Source organism: Larkinella terrae (assembly GCF_009668025.1).
Classification (GTDB): Bacteria; Bacteroidota; Bacteroidia; order Cytophagales; family Spirosomataceae; genus Larkinella; species Larkinella terrae.
This window is the reverse complement of the sequence record NZ_WJXZ01000001.1, coordinates 221,790-236,641: the sequence shown is the minus strand read 5'-3', so window position 1 is coordinate 236,641 and position 14,852 is coordinate 221,790. Positions and strand designations below refer to the sequence as shown.

Here is a 14,852-nt window from a genome sequence, read left to right as displayed (position 1 = left end):
ATTAGGATGATAAATCTTTAATCTCCCTTCTTTTATCTCATAGAATAAAAAAGCGGGTGATTAACCCGCTATCGTTAAGCGCTGTGCAGAAATTCCATGACGTCGCCGTCGGCCACGACATATTCCTTGCCTTCGACGGAGAGCTTTCCGGCTTCGCGAACGGCGGCCTGCGATTTATACTGAACAAAATCCGGAATTTTGATGACCTGAGCGCGAATGAAGTGCTTTTCGAAGTCGGAGTGAATCACGCCCGCAGCCTGTGGAGCTTTCCAGCCGCGCTGAATGGTCCAGGCGCGAACCTCCTTGACACCGGCCGTAAAATAAGTAATCAAATTTAGCAAACGGTATGACGCTTTGATGAGCAGATCCAGACCGGATTCCTGCAAACCGTATTCTTCCAGAAAGAGCTGACGTTCGTCCGGATCTTCCATTTCGGCAATCTGGGCTTCGATGGCGGCACACACGATGACGACTTCCGCGCCTTCCTTTTTCGCCATTTCTTTCAACTGCTCGGAATACTGATTGCCGCCGGGTAGCGATTTTTCGTCGACGTTGGCGACGTAGATAACCGGTTTTACCGTCAGCAACTGAAGTTCGCCCACAGCCGCCTGGCGTTCTTCCGGCGTTACGTCCACCGCACGGGCGTTCAAGCCGGATTCCAGCGCCTTTTTGTACCGGATCAATATTTCCAATTCGGCTTTTGCCTTGGCATCGCTACCGGCGCGAACGGCTTTTTCGGTCCGCTGGAGTTTGCGATCCACCGATTCCAGATCCTTCAGCTGCAACTCAATATCAATGATCTCCTTGTCGAAAATCGGGTTGACGCGCCCTTCAACGTGCACGATGTTATCGTCTTCAAAACACCGGATAACGTGGACGATGGCGTCAACTTCCCGGATATTCGCCAGAAACTTATTGCCCAGCCCCTGTCCCTGACTGGCGCCCTTGACCAATCCGGCGATGTCGACGAACTCAATAATGGTGGGCACCACTTTCTGGGGTTTGACCAGGCTTTCCAGGGTGTCCAGCCGCTCGTCGGGGACGGTTACGACACCGACGTTGGGATCTATGGTACAGAACGGATAATTGGCCGCTTCGGCTTTCCCGCTCGAAATCGCATTAAATAACGTGGACTTCCCCACATTGGGCAGCCCGACAATACCGCATTGAAGACTCATGAATGTTAATTTTGAATGAGTGAATGAGTGAATGAGCGAATGAGTGAATAGTTTGACAAGAATCCGGCAGGCTATTCACTCATTCGCTCATTCACTCATTCACAATTGTTTCGCAAAGTTCGGACATTCGGGGGCGAAAAACAAAAAAGCCTCCGGTGGATCAGAGGCTAAGGGTGGAAGAAAGGGCGAGTTGATTATTCCCATTTCAATTCGGTGCCGCCAACGTCTTCGAGTTCATCTTTCACGGCGTACTGCGAAAAGTCGAAATCCGGCATCAAATCAGATTTAATGTATTGAATGGTGTCGTGCAAAGCTTCCGAGAATTTGTCAAAATCTTCTTTATACAGAAACATCTTGTGTTTCTCATAGATAAAACCGTCGCCCTGCGGATGCCGGCGGCTTTCGGTGATAGTCAGATAGTAATCGTTGGCGCGGGTGGATTTGACGTCAAAGAAGTAGGTACGTTTTCCAGCCCTGACGCGCTTGGAAAAGATTTTTTCTTTCTCTTTTTCTTCCACAATCTCTGGTGGTTTGGGGTGATTTAAACGCTAAAATAAGCGGATTAGTATAACTAGCAAAAATATTGCCTGAAATTAATTTTCATAGCGTACGGCCCAAACAGGACAGTTTTGAGAGAACACTAGAATAAATAAAGAAAACAGTTTGCTTCTTAAGCAGTTGCTGCTATCTTTGTAATGAGGGAATTGATAAATTTCTGCTAAAGGTGGGGCGTAAGTGTCTGACGTCCAACCTTTTTTTGTTTTCCACCAAACCTCAAACTGTATGAGTATAATCGTCACGATCATGCTGCTTTTTGGCGGCATGAAATCAACGGAGGCCCAGTCGGGTCTCATACAGAAAGGAAAGGCTTCTTTCTATTCAAAACGCTTTCATGGGAAAAAAACCAGTAGCGGAGAACGCTATCAGAACGAAAAACTGACGGCGGCACACATTTCTCTACCCATGAACACAATGGTCGAAGTGACCAATTTATCCAACAACCAATCCGTCGTTGTACGGATTAATGACCGGGGGCCGCACGGCAAAGGCCGCATCATCGATCTGGCCTATGCAGCCGCGAAAACCCTCGGAATTGTCAAAACGGGCATTGCCAACGTGGCAATCCGGGTTGTTGGGAACAACCGGAAAATAATGAATCCGGCCACCGCCGACTTGTTTCCGCTTAATCCCAGTTTAGAGCCGCTGTTGGCACCTGTCGACAACATTTAAGCGCGGCCAACGTTTTCGTATCGCGGTTGGATCACCGAAACAGGAAGTAGAGAACACGCCGGAGCATTTCAGACACGGAATAATTTTAATGCCACCGGGGCACGAACTACCACCTGATTCACTTTGATGATCCGGCCGCGATACGTATTTTTACAACTATGGCATCGCAAGTAGATTTATTGAAAGTCCGGGAATACGGCAATGTGGAGTTCCTCGCCCGTCAGATGGTGGAGGGATTTATCACCGGTTTACACAAGTCGCCCTTCCACGGTTTTTCGGTGGAATTTGCCGAACACCGGCTCTACAATACCGGCGAAAGCACCCGCTACATCGACTGGAAAGTGTTTGCCAAAAGCGAACGGCTGTTTGTCAAGCGGTTTGAAGAAGAAACCAACCTGCGCTGCCACCTGCTGCTCGATACGTCGTCGACGATGTATTACCCCGAACCGGGTTACGGCAAAATCACGTTCAGCATTCTGGCGGCCGCCTGCATTGCCTACCTGCTGCAACGCCAGAAAGACGCCGTCAGCCTGACTACCTTTGCCGAAGGAATCGATATTCAGACCCAGACCAAATCGACGCCTTCGCACGTTCACAAGATTTTCCAGCAACTCAATACCTTACTCCAACAGCCGCCCCCGCTGCGGAAAACCTCAGCCGCCGAGGTCATTCACCAACTGGCCGAAAAAATCAACAAACGGTCGCTGGTGGTGATTTTCAGTGATATGTTCGAAAACGTGTCGGATGTCGATCACCTCTTTTCGGCCCTGCAGCACCTGCGCCACAACCTCCACGAAGTGCTGATCTTTCACGTAACCGACAAAAAAACCGAGGAAGATTTCGCGTTCGACGAGCGTCCGTACGAGTTTATCGATCTGGAAACCGGCGACAAAGTGAAAGTGCAGCCCAACCAGGTGCGGGACAGTTACCAGACGGCCATCAAGAATTTTTACCACGAACTCAAACTCCGCTGCGGCCAGTACCGGATCGACTTCATCGAAGCCGACATCGCCAAAGGCTTTGACCAAATCCTGACGAGTTATCTGGTGAAGCGGACGAAGATGAAGTGACCGTCTGCGATCGTTTTTTTTAGCCTTTCGATCCTTCTGAGCTACAGTTCAATCCGAAAAATACAGCTATTTGCCGTATTTCTTTTTGCAGATGCACCCATAAATTTTACCTTACGGATGTATCGGAAAACTCGTACATCCCGAAAATAAAATGAAGCAGTTTGCAATGGTTAGGGGAGGCTTAACGGGGCTCACCTGCACTTTTATGACTGCCAAAAATGGTATCCTATTTTATTCCATATGGGCATTCTCTTTTCGGAAAAATAGGCTTTGATGAAGGTATGGATTTGAAGCTACACCAATCAAAATAGTAATTCCTGAAAATCGGCGTTTTACGCGTTTGCCTTTTTTTGTAAATTCTGCTTTGCCTTACATGGATTACCCTGGATCACTGCACAACATCTTGGTCGAGCTGATGAATTCGACCCGGTATAGTCACAAAATCTATTTCGCACTACGAATCATTCTGGTTGGCTTTTTATTCGTTTTGGTAATCCGTAAAAATCAGTCGGATCAGCAAAAAATAGTGATTATCATTCTTTCCTTGCTGGCGGTTTTTCTATTTCGATTGCCGAATACCGTGCTCCCTGAACAAAACCTGGATGAGAGCTTTATGATTGCGGGAGCGGGGGTTATGGTGAATGATCCGTTTGTATTTAAATCGTTTGATGGCACGACCATTGGCCCAATACAGTACTATGTATTAGCGACAGCATACTGGTTACTGGGTTCAATCAATTATACCTCTATCCGTATTATCGGTTTGTTGCTGAGTATTATTCCGGGTATTTTTTTTACTTATAAAGCTATTCGTTTCTTATATAATTACGAAACCGCCAAACTTGTATTGTTTGGGTATACCTTGTGCATGGCTGGAATAACTTTTTTTGAATTTGTTGGATACAGTTCGGAAGTATTACCCCATTTAGTAATTTCCATCGAAATGTTATGTCTGTCGGCAATCATGAGCGGCCGGCAATTTGTGTATGCCGGTATACTGTGTTTCATGGCTGGTTTGATGCCTTATGCTAAGTTACAGGGAGTTCCAATTGCCGGTGTTATTGTAATTTTTTTAGGCATAGAACTGTACAGACAATTAACGTTCAGGCGGTTTTTCGTATTAGTTTCTTTAGGCTTATTACCTACAATACTGGCTGGAATCTACTTATACCTGGCGGATTTATTCCCTGATTTTTACGCTTCATATCTGCTTTTTAATCTGAGTTATAGTAACTCATCGGGTGGCCTGCGCTGGTCCCTGCCCTGGCAAATGCTGTTTGGCAACGCTGATATGCCCAATGTCGCTTCTGATTTGATTCCTTTTTTTCTGTTTACTTTTTTCAGTATTTCTTTTTTAGGCGCCCGTTTACTTTTATCAAAAATCGCTTTTGTATCGAAGCGACGTGTTATATACGTGTTTATACTGTTGGGAATAGCCTGGTTTTCGGTAATTAAATCGGGTCAGGGTTTTCAGCACTATTTATTTTTCTTTTTTGCTCCGTTATTTTGGGGTCTGGGAATTATACTCGGAGAAAATCGGCAGATTGTATCGTCGAACCTCTATAAATATGGTTTTTATATCCCGTTTTTACTGTTTTTTCTGCTTCAGTTGCTGAATAAAAACAAGGGAATTGAATATGCTTACCGGCCTCTGGAACGGCCTGATCCAATAGCCTTACTAATCAGGAAATTGGCACAACCGTCCGATCAGATTAGTATTTGGGGACACGGCAATTTAGCGCATATCTATTGCCATACCGGTTTATTACCGGGGACGCGCGATGTATTTGCCTCCCGGCAAATCAATCCTTCCACCTTGCAACCCTATTTTATCCGGCGGTATATGGATGACATCCGTCGGAACCGGCCTCGATTTATTTTAGAAGATACCCATTATAAAGATTACCAAACGAAATTTAATTCCATTGATTCATCTTTTATTTCTGCCTATCGGGTGCATTCCATTCTCGACGGCGTGAAAGTTTACGTTCGTGAGTGATGGATGCCTGGTAGTAAACCGTAGCGGTTGCAATAAAACCCATTACTTTCCCTTCACACTCGCTTTTGCATCCTTCATGGGGCCCGGTTTTTTGGTCATTTTCTGTTGTTGGAGGAAGTTAAAATAGCCTTCGAGATCTTCAACCGGCAGCCGTCGGGCCAGGATTTTTTTGTCTTTGTCGAGAACGTAAACCGTCGGCGTCGAATAGACATCGTACTTATTTTTGTAATCGACCGGCGCGCTGGGGCCGTAGACGTTTACCAGATTCTGGAGTTTGAATTCCCGGATAAACTTTTTCCAGAGAGCCTCGGATTTGCTGATCGCAACGGCGTAAACCTGAACGCCTTTCGCCTTATTTTTATCGTAAAACTTTTTCAGCGACGGAGCTGATTCGCGGCAGTGGCCGCATTCGGGATCATAAAAGAAGGCAATCGTATACTCGGCTTTCAGGTTATGCAGCGCCTGAAAACGCCCGAGCGTGTCTTTCAAGGTGACGTTCGGCAGAGTTTTTCCGGCCAGCAGCGGTTTCAGAATCTTCACCCGGTCGCGCATACTGGTGAGCGTCGACGTGTCGCTGACGGGCATAATACCGGTCAGCCAGTATTTTTCGGCCATGTGAATGAACAACCCGTCGGTGTTCAGCACCTTTTTCTGCTCTTCGTATTGATTGGTGATGTACCAGATCGTGTATTGCAGAATTTCCTTGTTGGCTTTGGCTTTGTTGACCAGGTAATCGGCGGCCGGAATGAGCGAATCGACGGTTTGAACGGTCAGCTCTTTCATAAACCGGTCAATTTTACTCTGGAGAAACTGGGTGCGCAGCATGCGTTCGTCCGAGAAATCGAAGCCGTCGAAGAAGTGATTTCGGTAATAATTGAAAACAAAATTGGAATCCGGGCGGCCGTTGGCCAGCTTCGGTGCTTCCGGAATTTCGGGCTCTTCGGCGGCTCTAAACAGCTTCACCGTCAGTGTGTTGGCGTTTTTGGCAATAAAATCTTTGCGGTAATCTTCCACTTCTTTCTGACCGGCAGCGATCTGGGCGGCTGTTCCGCCCTTTTTTTGCAAAGCACCGATTTCTCCGTACTTTTTGCTCAGGAATTTCTGGTACTCATAAAAAAGCTCGTTTTCCCGCGAACCGCTTACTTTCATGGATTCGATGACGTTGGCCGTATCGGCCTCGATCGAAAACCGCTGTTCGCCAATCACCAGTTGCAAAACCGGTTTGGAATCTACCACGATCATGTACAAGCCACCGGGCAGTTCTTTGGCCCCGTCGAAAACCAGTTTGCCTTCGGCGTCGGCGGTCGCCGTGTCGCGGGGCGTAAACTGAGATTGACCATAGAAATGGGCCAGATAAGCCGTTTTATTGGACAGTCCTTTGATTCGGGCCGTAACGAGGTGACCGCCAGACGATTGGGCCAGCAGGGTCGATACGGAAAGAAACAGCAGCAGAGCCGTGAAACAGAATCGGCGGTTCATGATAGAGCGGTTGGATAACCAGAGTTTGTCATACAAAGATACTACTTATAACGATTGGGGCGTTGGCCTTCGCATACACGATGTTCTACTTTCTTTCCAAAGTCCTTTCATTCCTGATTATGCCACTGGGGCTGGTAACCATTGCTTTGTTGTTAGCAGTATTTACCAAAAATCATGCCCGCCGACGGAAAGCCCTGATTTCGGCGGTTGTCTTGCTTCTGGTTACAGGAAATGGGTTTATTACCAATGAGTTAGCGATTTTCTGGGAATACCCTCCGGCCAATCTTCCGGCCCGAACCGGGGCGCGGATCGGCGTGGTATTGACGGGCGGGCTCGTCGCGGTGGATGCCCAGCCGCGCAACCACATCTATTTGGGAAGTCAGGCCGACCGCATGGGCCAGGCCCTTTTGCTGTACAAATCCGGCCAGATTCAGAAAATCCTGATCAGCGGGGGCACCGGCGGTATTATCAAACGGGAAGTTGCCGAGGAAGGGCAGCTGGCGCGGCAGTTTCTGCTCACCGCCGGTGTTCCGGCGCAGGACGTGGTATTGGAAAACCGGTCGCGGAATACGCACGAAAACGCCCTTTTCTCGGCACCGATCCTGCAAAAACAATTTAAGGCGTATCAGTGCGTCCTGATTACGTCAGCCTGGCACATGCGCCGGGCTGTGGGATGCTTTCAGAAACAGAATCTCGCGGTAATCCCGTATCCGACTTCCTTCATCAGTGCGGCCCGCGATTTTACGCCCAACAGCCTGCTGCTTCCGTCCGAAAAAGCCTTATTTGATTTTTACTGGCTTTTTCATGAATTCATTGGATACGTCGCCTACTGGGTTACCGGTTATGTGTGAGGCAGAAAACCGCTATACGCTCAGGATGCGCACCATCCGCAACAGATCTTCATTAATCGGTTTGGGCAGCTTGATGGTGTCGATGAACGGGGTGTACAGGAGTTCGTTGTTGACAACGCCCGCCATCACGTTTTTCTCGCCGTTCAGTAAGCCTTCCAGCGCTCCCAGACCCAGCCGGCTGGCCAGAATCCGGTCGTAGGCCGTTGGGATTCCTCCGCGCTGAATGTGGCCCAGCGTCGTGACGCGCATGTCGACATCAACACCCACCTGCGTGCGAATTTTTTCGGCTACTTCGGCGGCATTTCCTTCTTCGTCACCTTCCGCAACCACGATGATGGACGATGATTTGGAACGGCTCCAGCCCTGTTTCAGCGTTTCGACCACTTCCGAGATCGGCGTCAACACTTCCGGGACCATCACCATTTCGGCCCCGCCCGCAATTCCCGACTGAATGGCGATGTACCCGGAGTCGCGGCCCATTACTTCAATAAAAAAAATCCGGTCGTGTGAGTCGGCCGTATCGCGGATTTTATCGATGGCTTCGAGGGCGGTATTCACGGCCGTGTCAAAACCGATGGTATAATCCGTGCCGTAGAGGTCGTTGTCGATCGTTCCCGGTGCGCCAACGGTCGGAATCTGGAATTCTTCAAAAAACTTCAGTGCGCCCGTAAAAGTCCCGTTTCCGCCAATGGCCACCAGGCCTTCGATGCCGTGTTTGAGCAGTTGGTCGTGCGCTTTTTTCCGCCCTTCGGGGGTCATGAACTCTTTGCTGCGAGCTGATTTCAGGATAGTTCCACCCCGTTGAACAATATTACTAACCGAATGGGACGTCATTGGAAAAATATCGCCGTTAATCATTCCGTTGTACCCCCGACGGATGCCGAAAACTTCGACGCCGTGGTAAACAGCCCCTCTGACAACCGCCCGAATACAGGCATTCATGCCGGGTGCGTCACCGCCGGAAGTAAAAACAGCTAAGCGCTTCATATAAAAAGTCTATTTTAAATTCCCTGTGTGCAAAAAAATATTCGTCTGCCTTTTGCTCGCGAACCGCAAATTTATTTTCATTTTTTAACAAACCGACAAATGTGTTCAACGAAAAGCGAATTTAATACAGAGTTAAAGCCGAAAACCGCCGGTTAATCAATCCAGAGACCTTGCCTTTTTGAAGTTAAATACCTGAATTTAAGTGAATTGAGTTTTGTTTTTTGTTTATCTCCGATGGCGTTGCAACTTACGTTTAATAACCGGATAAACCGCATACGTTATCTTTACGGACGCAATCCCGATGCCCGCTCCGGCCAAAACATCGGCCCAATGGTGCTTATCATTGGCTACTCGCAGCACCGCCGTCGCACTGGCCAGCGCATACCCCGCCACGCTGATCCAGGGACTCTTGTGCTTATAAGCCTGATGCAGTAATTCGGCGCTCGTAAAAGCCACCGCAGCGTGGCCCGACGGAAACGACCGGCGATCGGAGCCATCGGGACGGGTCGAGTGAATGGTGCGTTTGAGACCTTCCGTGGCCCCGGCCATCACCACGTTCGACAAGACCGTCACGGCAATTTCGTCGCCCAGTTTAACCGCCGGTTTGACGCCCGCAAGCTGCAACGCCACCCGCAAACCGTAAGGGCCGAACCGCAAATAGTCGTCCGCCGAACTGACGTGACCGGTTTGCTCGAAAGGAGCGCGGGTTGGGTGACCGAGCAGGGCGGCACCTCCACCGACCAGCGCGGCCGGAACAAGGAACGATTTGAGCGGAAACCGTCGCGCCGTCGGGATGGAATCACCGGCGGTTTGCGCAAAAAGCTGAAAGGACGTCAGCCAGAGAATTACTAAAAACCGTATGCGTTGTGCCATTTTGGTGTGTTAAGAGACATTATTAATTCACCCGAAAAACCGAAACCGCACCGCCCGAGCCACAATTTTTACATGATTCCAGACCGCCGTCGCCGTTCCAAAATGGGTTGCCAAAACCGTAAACCGGTCCGTGAGTGATTTCTGGTGCCGCTGGACCGACAACCCGCCGACCAGGTACCTGCACAGCACAAAATCGAGCCAGACGATCTGGCGGGCGGTTTTCAGACACCGGATTTCCCAGTCCACATCCGCACTGAGGTTATCGACGAGAAAGGGCGGAGACAGCGTCCGCCGGGCAACAAAAGCCTGGTGACAAACCTTCATACCCATCGCCATATCGCGCCAGGTCAGGTTGTGCGGCAACTTGTGGGGCGTAATTTCGCTGCGTAACCCCAGCGGTTTTCCAGAGTCGTCGACAAACAGGGCGTCACTATAGTAGACGTCGGCGGGGTTGTTTCGTAACTGATTCAGCAAATTAAAAAGCGTCGAAGCGTCGTGAATTTCGTCACCGGCGTTCAGGAACCAGACAAAATCGCCGGTGGCCAGTTGCTGGCCTTTGTTCATGGCGTCGTACAGCCCGCGATCCGGTTCCGAAATCCAGCGGCTGACGTGCGTTTCGTACTGCCGCACAATCTCCAGCGTCCGGTCTTTGGAGTTGCCGTCGATGATCAGGTACTCCACCTCGTCGCCCGGCTGATTGGCCAGCAGACTCTGAATGGTGCGCTCCAGAAAGCGTTCAGCGTTGTAGGTGACAGTAATGATGGAAAGCAGGGGCATAGCAAAGGAGCGGCAATTCGCAAAAAAACGGTATTTTTACGAGCGAACCAACGGCTGAATGGAAACGAATTCAACAACCTCATCGGCACTACAGGATGCTTATCGCTCCCAATACGCTGATTCTGACCGGAGTTGGCGGGATATGGGCGCCCGGATGAAGGCCGAAACCATTCAACGCCTGTGCCAATCGTATCACTTTCCGAAGATGCTCGACGTCGGTTCCGGCGACGGAGCGGTTTTGCAGCAGCTCGACCAGTTGCGGTTTTCTCCGGCGATGTATTCCCTCGAAATTTCGGAAAGTGGTGCCAACCGAATCCGGGAGCGGAAGCTGAGCTCGCTGCAGAACGTGCAATTGTTCGACGGTTACAAAATACCGTACGGTGCCAGGGAGTTTCCGCTGGCGACCTGCTCGCACGTGATCGAACACGTGGAACATCCCCGCCTTTTGCTGCGCGAAATTGCCCGGGTTTCGGACTACCAGTTTTTCGAAATTCCCATCGATTTCAGCTTTTTCGTCGATAAAAAAGTCGATCATTTTCTGGCTTACGGGCACATCAATATTTTTACGCCCTCGCTCTTCAAGTTCCTGTTAAAATCCGAAGGCTTCGAAATCCTGGCCGAACACAGTGTATTTTACGACACGGCCGCCATCCGGCGATCGGCCCCGAGCACGCTGGCGTTCTGGGCAATCTGGCTCAAAACGCAGATTCTGAAGGCAGTTCCTGCTTTGCGGAAAATCAAACCGAGCGCCTACGCGGTGTTGTGCCGGAAAAAGAGTGATCTGTCGATTTTTTAGTGTTGTTATAGACTGTCTAAAATTCAGATTCTTCCTTTCTTTGGTCTGCCCCCAACCCCCTAAAGGGGGCATTGAAATGCCGATTAATGCCCCCTTTAGGGGGTTGGGGGCGGCCCCGCCTGTGTAACAGAATTATACAACTCAATATAACGCCGGGCAATCACGGCTTCGTCGTAGTGAGTCACAACATAGTTTCGGGCGTTGGCGGCCAATTGGCTGAAAACCGCTTCCGGTTGTTCCAGAACCCACTGCATCCCACGGGCCAGATCTTCCACCGAGCGGTACTGAACCAGATAGCCATTCTGCTGATGCTGAACCATTTCCGGAATACCGCCCACCTCAAAACCGACCACCGGCGTTCCGCAGGCCATCGATTCCATAATCGTATTCGGCAGATTTTCTTCCAGCGACGGAATGACAAACAGATCGGCGGCACTGTAGGCGGCAACGATCTGCCGGGGATTTTTCAGCGACCCCAGAAAGTGGTAGTTGAAGGGTAATTCCTGCAGTAGACTTTCATCCCCACCACCAAAAATCAGCAATTCGACGTCATTGGCGTTTGGAAACTGCTGCCGTAAAAGAGCCAGCGCCTGCTGAAAATACGCAAATCCCTTGCCCAGTGCTGAAACTTTGGCAGCCGCAAACAGAAGCAGTCGTTTATGGGTCGGCAATTTCAGTTCCTGTCGGGCAGCGGTTTTTTCAAGGGGTGAAAATAAGTGGGTATCCAGCGGATTGGGAATCGATTGGACGGATAAACCGCCGAATAAACTGCTTTGCCGTGCCCGCTTGGCCAGCCACTGGCTACAACCCACCGGCGTCAGCCGCGCATTTTGATACGCGGTTTGCTTTCGAAGCCAACCGCTGTTTGATAAATCATCCGGAGCGGGCAGGCGCAGGAACGGGCAGTTGCCGCACTGGTGTTGGTAACCTTCGCACGATCCGCTGTGGTGACAGCCGCCGGTGAACGACCACATGTCGTGCATCGTCCAGACAACCGGTTTTTGCAGCGCAAATAGGTTACTTAATGAACGGGTCGATAAAAAACCGAAAGTTGTCCAGTGAAGGTGCAGAATGTCAGCCTGTTGAACGAGTGGATGCTGGCTAATGTCCGTGCCGATCAGCGCCGGTGAAAACGTAAACCGGACGTCGCGGCTGCGTTCGAAGGGGAGAAACGTCAGGCGGTCGAGCGCAAACCGGGCGGTGGCCCAGCGTTTCTGCCAGGCGGTTTGGGCGAGTGCAGTAACGGTTGGTTCGTTGGCACTGGTTTCGGACACCAGCATTGCCGACGACACACCCGCGCGGTTCAGCGCCTGATTGAGCCTACTGGCCGCAATCGCTGCTCCGCCGAATTGGTGAAACGTGCTCAGGTGAAGAACCTTCATTTGGTGGCCGTCAGAACAATGTAGGGCGAAAACGCTTTGGTTTCCAGCGGAACCAGCTTGAAAAACACTTTAATCGGAAGCCAGAAGATTTTCTTGAGCAAGCGGCCCAGCAGCGGTTTTTCGGATTCGCGCTCGAACCAGAGCATAAACCGCCCATTGTAATAGGCCTGAATGTCCTGCAAACCAAGTTGTTCGGCGGTTTTTCGGAGCAATTCCAGGTCCATCGAGCGGATGTTGTGCTTGGCGTAGTTTTCCGGGTCGAAGGTTTTCTGAAACCAGCCGTTCAGTCCCCGGAAATTGGGCAAGGTCACCAGCAGCAAACCGCCGGGGTTCAGCGATTCGACGTGTTTTTCGAGAATAGCCTTTGTGTCGTCGAAATGTTCGATCAGGCCGTTCGACATCACCAGGTCAAAACCGTGTTGGGGCGTGTATTGAAATAAATCCGTTTCGATGACGCCGACGGCACCTTCCGGCAAACCGTTCGCTTTTTCCAGCTCGTGCAGAATTCTGGGATGAACAACGTAGTCGAGCAGCGTAGCCGCAATGTTCAGCCGTTTTTTCATCCAGACCGAATAATGGCCCGGAAAACCGCCCAGTTCCAGCGCCGACCGGACGGGATGCGCAGCCACCAACTGCCGGATCAGGGGCAGAAACGGATAATTTTCCGGTACCTGAAAAATGAGTCCTTCTTTCGATTCCCAGTAATTGAGCCAGAATTGGCGGTCGGTCAGCGTCAAGTTGGTAGGTGCTAATTTGAAAAGCGGCCGGTTTTTCCGTTGCCAAAAATAGCCACTTGTCGGGCAGATTCAAAAGGGCGACCAACGGGAATTCGGACGTCGGGTCGGCGGCATGCAATAATTTGTCCGCAAAGTTGTACTTTTGCCCCCTGAATTGCCTGATTCGTCGTTTCCTCTTTATACCGATTTTCGGATGCACGTTTGCTTCATGATGGCGGGTTTGCCGCATTATTTTACCTTGGTTTTGAACAAGTTAGCAACCGATTATTCGATTGAGGTCAGTATCATCAAACCGAATAAACGCAGCAAAAGCATCGGGTCGGGCGTGCACGAGGAAACCGGAAATAACCGCTTTCAGATCCTCGATCTGGAGGAATATACCACCTGGTACGGCAAACCGTTCTTTAAAGATATTCAATCGGTTTTGCTGGAAAAAAAGCCCGATCTGCTGGTCGTGAGCTGGCCGTATATCCTGCATTTTGCCATGAGTCGGTCGTTCTGGCAATGGACCCGGCGGCAGGAAATCCGGCTCATTTACCGCGATATTCCGTTCAATGTGCCCGAATGGGGCAAAGTCCGGGAGTTCTATTATGGCGTGGGCAACCAGAACGAAGATTTCAGCCTGACCCGGAAAAAGACGCTGAGCGGTTACCTGAACACGCTGGCACTCACGCTGATGCGCCGGATTTACATGCACCGGGCCGATGCGCACGTTTATTACGTGGACGACGCTTATCAGATTGCGGGCAGTTACGGGATTCCGCGCGAAAAAATATTCATTACGGCCAATTCGCCCGATACCGACGAACTGCTGGCGGCTTTTGAACAGGTTCAACGCGAAGAACCGGTTTTGCCCCCCAATCCGTACCGACTGATTCACGTTGGGCGGCTGGTGAAATGGAAGCGCGTCGACCTGATCATCGAAACCGTCAAACGACTGCAAACCAGCTACCCGGACATCGAACTACTGGTGGTGGGCTACGGCCCGGAGGAGGAAAACTGGAAAAAGCTGGCGGTTGACGAGGGGGTCGAAAGCCGGGTGAAGTTTGTCGGTGGCGTCTACGACTCGGTTTCGCTGGGGCGGTTTTTGCACGCTTCCGCAATTTACGTGCTGGGTGGCATGGGCGGTCTGTCGATCAACGACGCCATGTGTTTTGCCAAACCGGTGGTGTGCTCCGTCGCCGATGGTACGGAAAAACGGCTGGTGCGCGAAGGTTACAACGGCGGTTATTTCGAAAATGGCAACGCCGACAGCCTGACCGAAAAAATTGACAACCTGCTGGCCGATCCGCAGCGCGTGAAAACTTTTGGTGAGCATTCGCTTCAAATCATTCGCAACGAAGTCAATATTCACACGGTTTTGAAAGAATACGTTCGGGCGTTCGAGTACGTCGTCGGCATAAAAATTAGAACTACCCCTAAATCCCCTGAAGGGGACTTGGACGCAGCTAATCCGGATGCTAAAAGTCCCCTTCAGGGGATTTAGGGGTAAA

At 50.4% G+C, this 14,852-nt stretch carries 14 protein-coding genes; 6 read left to right on the top strand and 8 right to left on the bottom strand.

What is annotated here, in order from left to right; all coding sequences use genetic code 11:
* Positions 1-74 precede the first annotated feature (74 nt).
* Positions 75-1,178 carry a redox-regulated ATPase YchF gene (gene ychF / locus GJJ30_RS00955; protein WP_154172222.1) on the bottom strand — a complete coding sequence of 368 codons (1,104 nt, stop codon included), beginning with the start codon at positions 1,176-1,178 and terminating at the stop codon, positions 75-77.
* A 194-nt stretch (positions 1,179-1,372) separates the two neighbouring features.
* Positions 1,373-1,696: a DUF3276 family protein gene (locus GJJ30_RS00950; protein ID WP_310588149.1), complete on the bottom strand. Its 324-nt coding sequence runs from the start codon at positions 1,694-1,696 to the stop codon at positions 1,373-1,375.
* A gap of 265 nt (positions 1,697-1,961) precedes the next feature.
* Between GJJ30_RS00950 and GJJ30_RS00945 the strand changes: the two genes are divergently transcribed.
* From GJJ30_RS00945 to GJJ30_RS00935, 3 genes are all read left to right on the top strand, one after another.
* Positions 1,962-2,408 carry a septal ring lytic transglycosylase RlpA family protein gene (locus GJJ30_RS00945; protein WP_154172220.1) on the top strand — a complete coding sequence of 149 codons (447 nt, stop codon included), beginning with the start codon at positions 1,962-1,964 and terminating at the stop codon, positions 2,406-2,408.
* 158 nt (positions 2,409-2,566) lie between these two features.
* Entirely contained in the window at positions 2,567-3,478 is a 912-nt protein-coding gene (locus GJJ30_RS00940; protein WP_154172218.1) for a DUF58 domain-containing protein, read from the top strand.
* A 415-nt stretch (positions 3,479-3,893) separates the two neighbouring features.
* Complete coding sequence (locus GJJ30_RS00935) at positions 3,894-5,477, top strand: ArnT family glycosyltransferase (RefSeq protein ID WP_170299087.1); 1,584 nt, start codon at positions 3,894-3,896, stop codon at positions 5,475-5,477.
* Between the two features lie 42 nt (positions 5,478-5,519).
* Here GJJ30_RS00935 and GJJ30_RS00930 read toward each other — a convergent pair whose 3' ends face one another.
* On the bottom strand, positions 5,520-6,956 hold the full coding sequence (locus tag GJJ30_RS00930; protein ID WP_154172214.1) for a TlpA family protein disulfide reductase: 1,437 nt from the start codon (positions 6,954-6,956) through the stop codon (positions 5,520-5,522).
* 80 nt (positions 6,957-7,036) lie between these two features.
* On the opposite strand from GJJ30_RS00930, the gene GJJ30_RS00925 reads away from it, so the two are divergent.
* The gene (locus GJJ30_RS00925; RefSeq protein WP_154172212.1) at positions 7,037-7,807 is read left to right on the top strand and encodes a YdcF family protein; all 771 of its coding nucleotides are present in this window, start codon (positions 7,037-7,039) and stop codon (positions 7,805-7,807) included.
* Between the two features lie 12 nt (positions 7,808-7,819).
* On the opposite strand, the gene pfkA is transcribed toward GJJ30_RS00925, so the two are convergent.
* The 3 genes from pfkA to GJJ30_RS00910 all read right to left on the bottom strand — a co-directional run bounded on the left by pfkA (position 7,820) and on the right by GJJ30_RS00910 (position 10,444).
* A complete protein-coding gene (gene pfkA / locus GJJ30_RS00920; protein WP_154172210.1) occupies positions 7,820-8,794 on the bottom strand; it encodes a 6-phosphofructokinase in 975 nt (324 codons plus the stop codon).
* A 225-nt stretch (positions 8,795-9,019) separates the two neighbouring features.
* Positions 9,020-9,667: a phosphatase PAP2 family protein gene (locus GJJ30_RS00915; RefSeq protein WP_154172209.1), complete on the bottom strand. Its 648-nt coding sequence runs from the start codon at positions 9,665-9,667 to the stop codon at positions 9,020-9,022.
* Between the two features lie 27 nt (positions 9,668-9,694).
* A complete protein-coding gene (locus GJJ30_RS00910; RefSeq protein WP_154172207.1) occupies positions 9,695-10,444 on the bottom strand; it encodes a glycosyltransferase family 2 protein in 750 nt (249 codons plus the stop codon).
* A gap of 58 nt (positions 10,445-10,502) precedes the next feature.
* Between GJJ30_RS00910 and GJJ30_RS00905 the strand changes: the two genes are divergently transcribed.
* The gene (locus GJJ30_RS00905; RefSeq protein WP_154172205.1) at positions 10,503-11,240 is read left to right on the top strand and encodes a class I SAM-dependent methyltransferase; all 738 of its coding nucleotides are present in this window, start codon (positions 10,503-10,505) and stop codon (positions 11,238-11,240) included.
* A 95-nt stretch (positions 11,241-11,335) separates the two neighbouring features.
* On the opposite strand, the gene GJJ30_RS00900 is transcribed toward GJJ30_RS00905, so the two are convergent.
* Both GJJ30_RS00900 and GJJ30_RS00895 read right to left on the bottom strand, forming a co-directional pair.
* Positions 11,336-12,622, bottom strand: a complete 1,287-nt coding sequence (locus GJJ30_RS00900; protein ID WP_154172202.1) for a glycosyltransferase family 4 protein — start codon at positions 12,620-12,622, stop codon at positions 11,336-11,338.
* Complete coding sequence (locus GJJ30_RS00895) at positions 12,619-13,359, bottom strand: class I SAM-dependent methyltransferase (RefSeq protein WP_154172200.1); 741 nt, start codon at positions 13,357-13,359, stop codon at positions 12,619-12,621. Before GJJ30_RS00895 ends, GJJ30_RS00900 begins: the two co-directional genes overlap by 4 nt.
* A gap of 142 nt (positions 13,360-13,501) precedes the next feature.
* On the opposite strand from GJJ30_RS00895, the gene GJJ30_RS00890 reads away from it, so the two are divergent.
* Positions 13,502-14,845 carry a glycosyltransferase family 4 protein gene (locus GJJ30_RS00890; protein ID WP_154172198.1) on the top strand — a complete coding sequence of 448 codons (1,344 nt, stop codon included), beginning with the start codon at positions 13,502-13,504 and terminating at the stop codon, positions 14,843-14,845.
* The last annotated feature ends 7 nt before the right edge of the window (positions 14,846-14,852 follow it).

Excerpts from the sequence above, each read along its gene's own strand:
- ychF (WP_154172222.1), bottom strand. The coding sequence starts at position 1,178 with ATGAGTCTTCAATGCGGTATTGTCGGGCTGCCCAATGTGGGGAAGTCC.
- GJJ30_RS00925 (WP_154172212.1), top strand. The coding sequence starts at position 7,037 with ATGTTCTACTTTCTTTCCAAAGTCCTTTCATTCCTGATTATGCCACTG.
- GJJ30_RS00915 (WP_154172209.1), bottom strand. The coding sequence starts at position 9,667 with ATGGCACAACGCATACGGTTTTTAGTAATTCTCTGGCTGACGTCCTTT.
- GJJ30_RS00935 (WP_170299087.1), top strand. The coding sequence starts at position 3,894 with ATGAATTCGACCCGGTATAGTCACAAAATCTATTTCGCACTACGAATC.
- GJJ30_RS00900 (WP_154172202.1), bottom strand. The coding sequence starts at position 12,622 with ATGAAGGTTCTTCACCTGAGCACGTTTCACCAATTCGGCGGAGCAGCG.
- GJJ30_RS00910 (WP_154172207.1), bottom strand. The coding sequence starts at position 10,444 with ATGCCCCTGCTTTCCATCATTACTGTCACCTACAACGCTGAACGCTTT.
- pfkA (WP_154172210.1), bottom strand. The coding sequence starts at position 8,794 with ATGAAGCGCTTAGCTGTTTTTACTTCCGGCGGTGACGCACCCGGCATG.
- GJJ30_RS00945 (WP_154172220.1), top strand. The coding sequence starts at position 1,962 with ATGAGTATAATCGTCACGATCATGCTGCTTTTTGGCGGCATGAAATCA.
- GJJ30_RS00905 (WP_154172205.1), top strand. The coding sequence starts at position 10,503 with ATGGAAACGAATTCAACAACCTCATCGGCACTACAGGATGCTTATCGC.
- GJJ30_RS00940 (WP_154172218.1), top strand. The coding sequence starts at position 2,567 with ATGGCATCGCAAGTAGATTTATTGAAAGTCCGGGAATACGGCAATGTG.
- GJJ30_RS00930 (WP_154172214.1), bottom strand. The coding sequence starts at position 6,956 with ATGAACCGCCGATTCTGTTTCACGGCTCTGCTGCTGTTTCTTTCCGTA.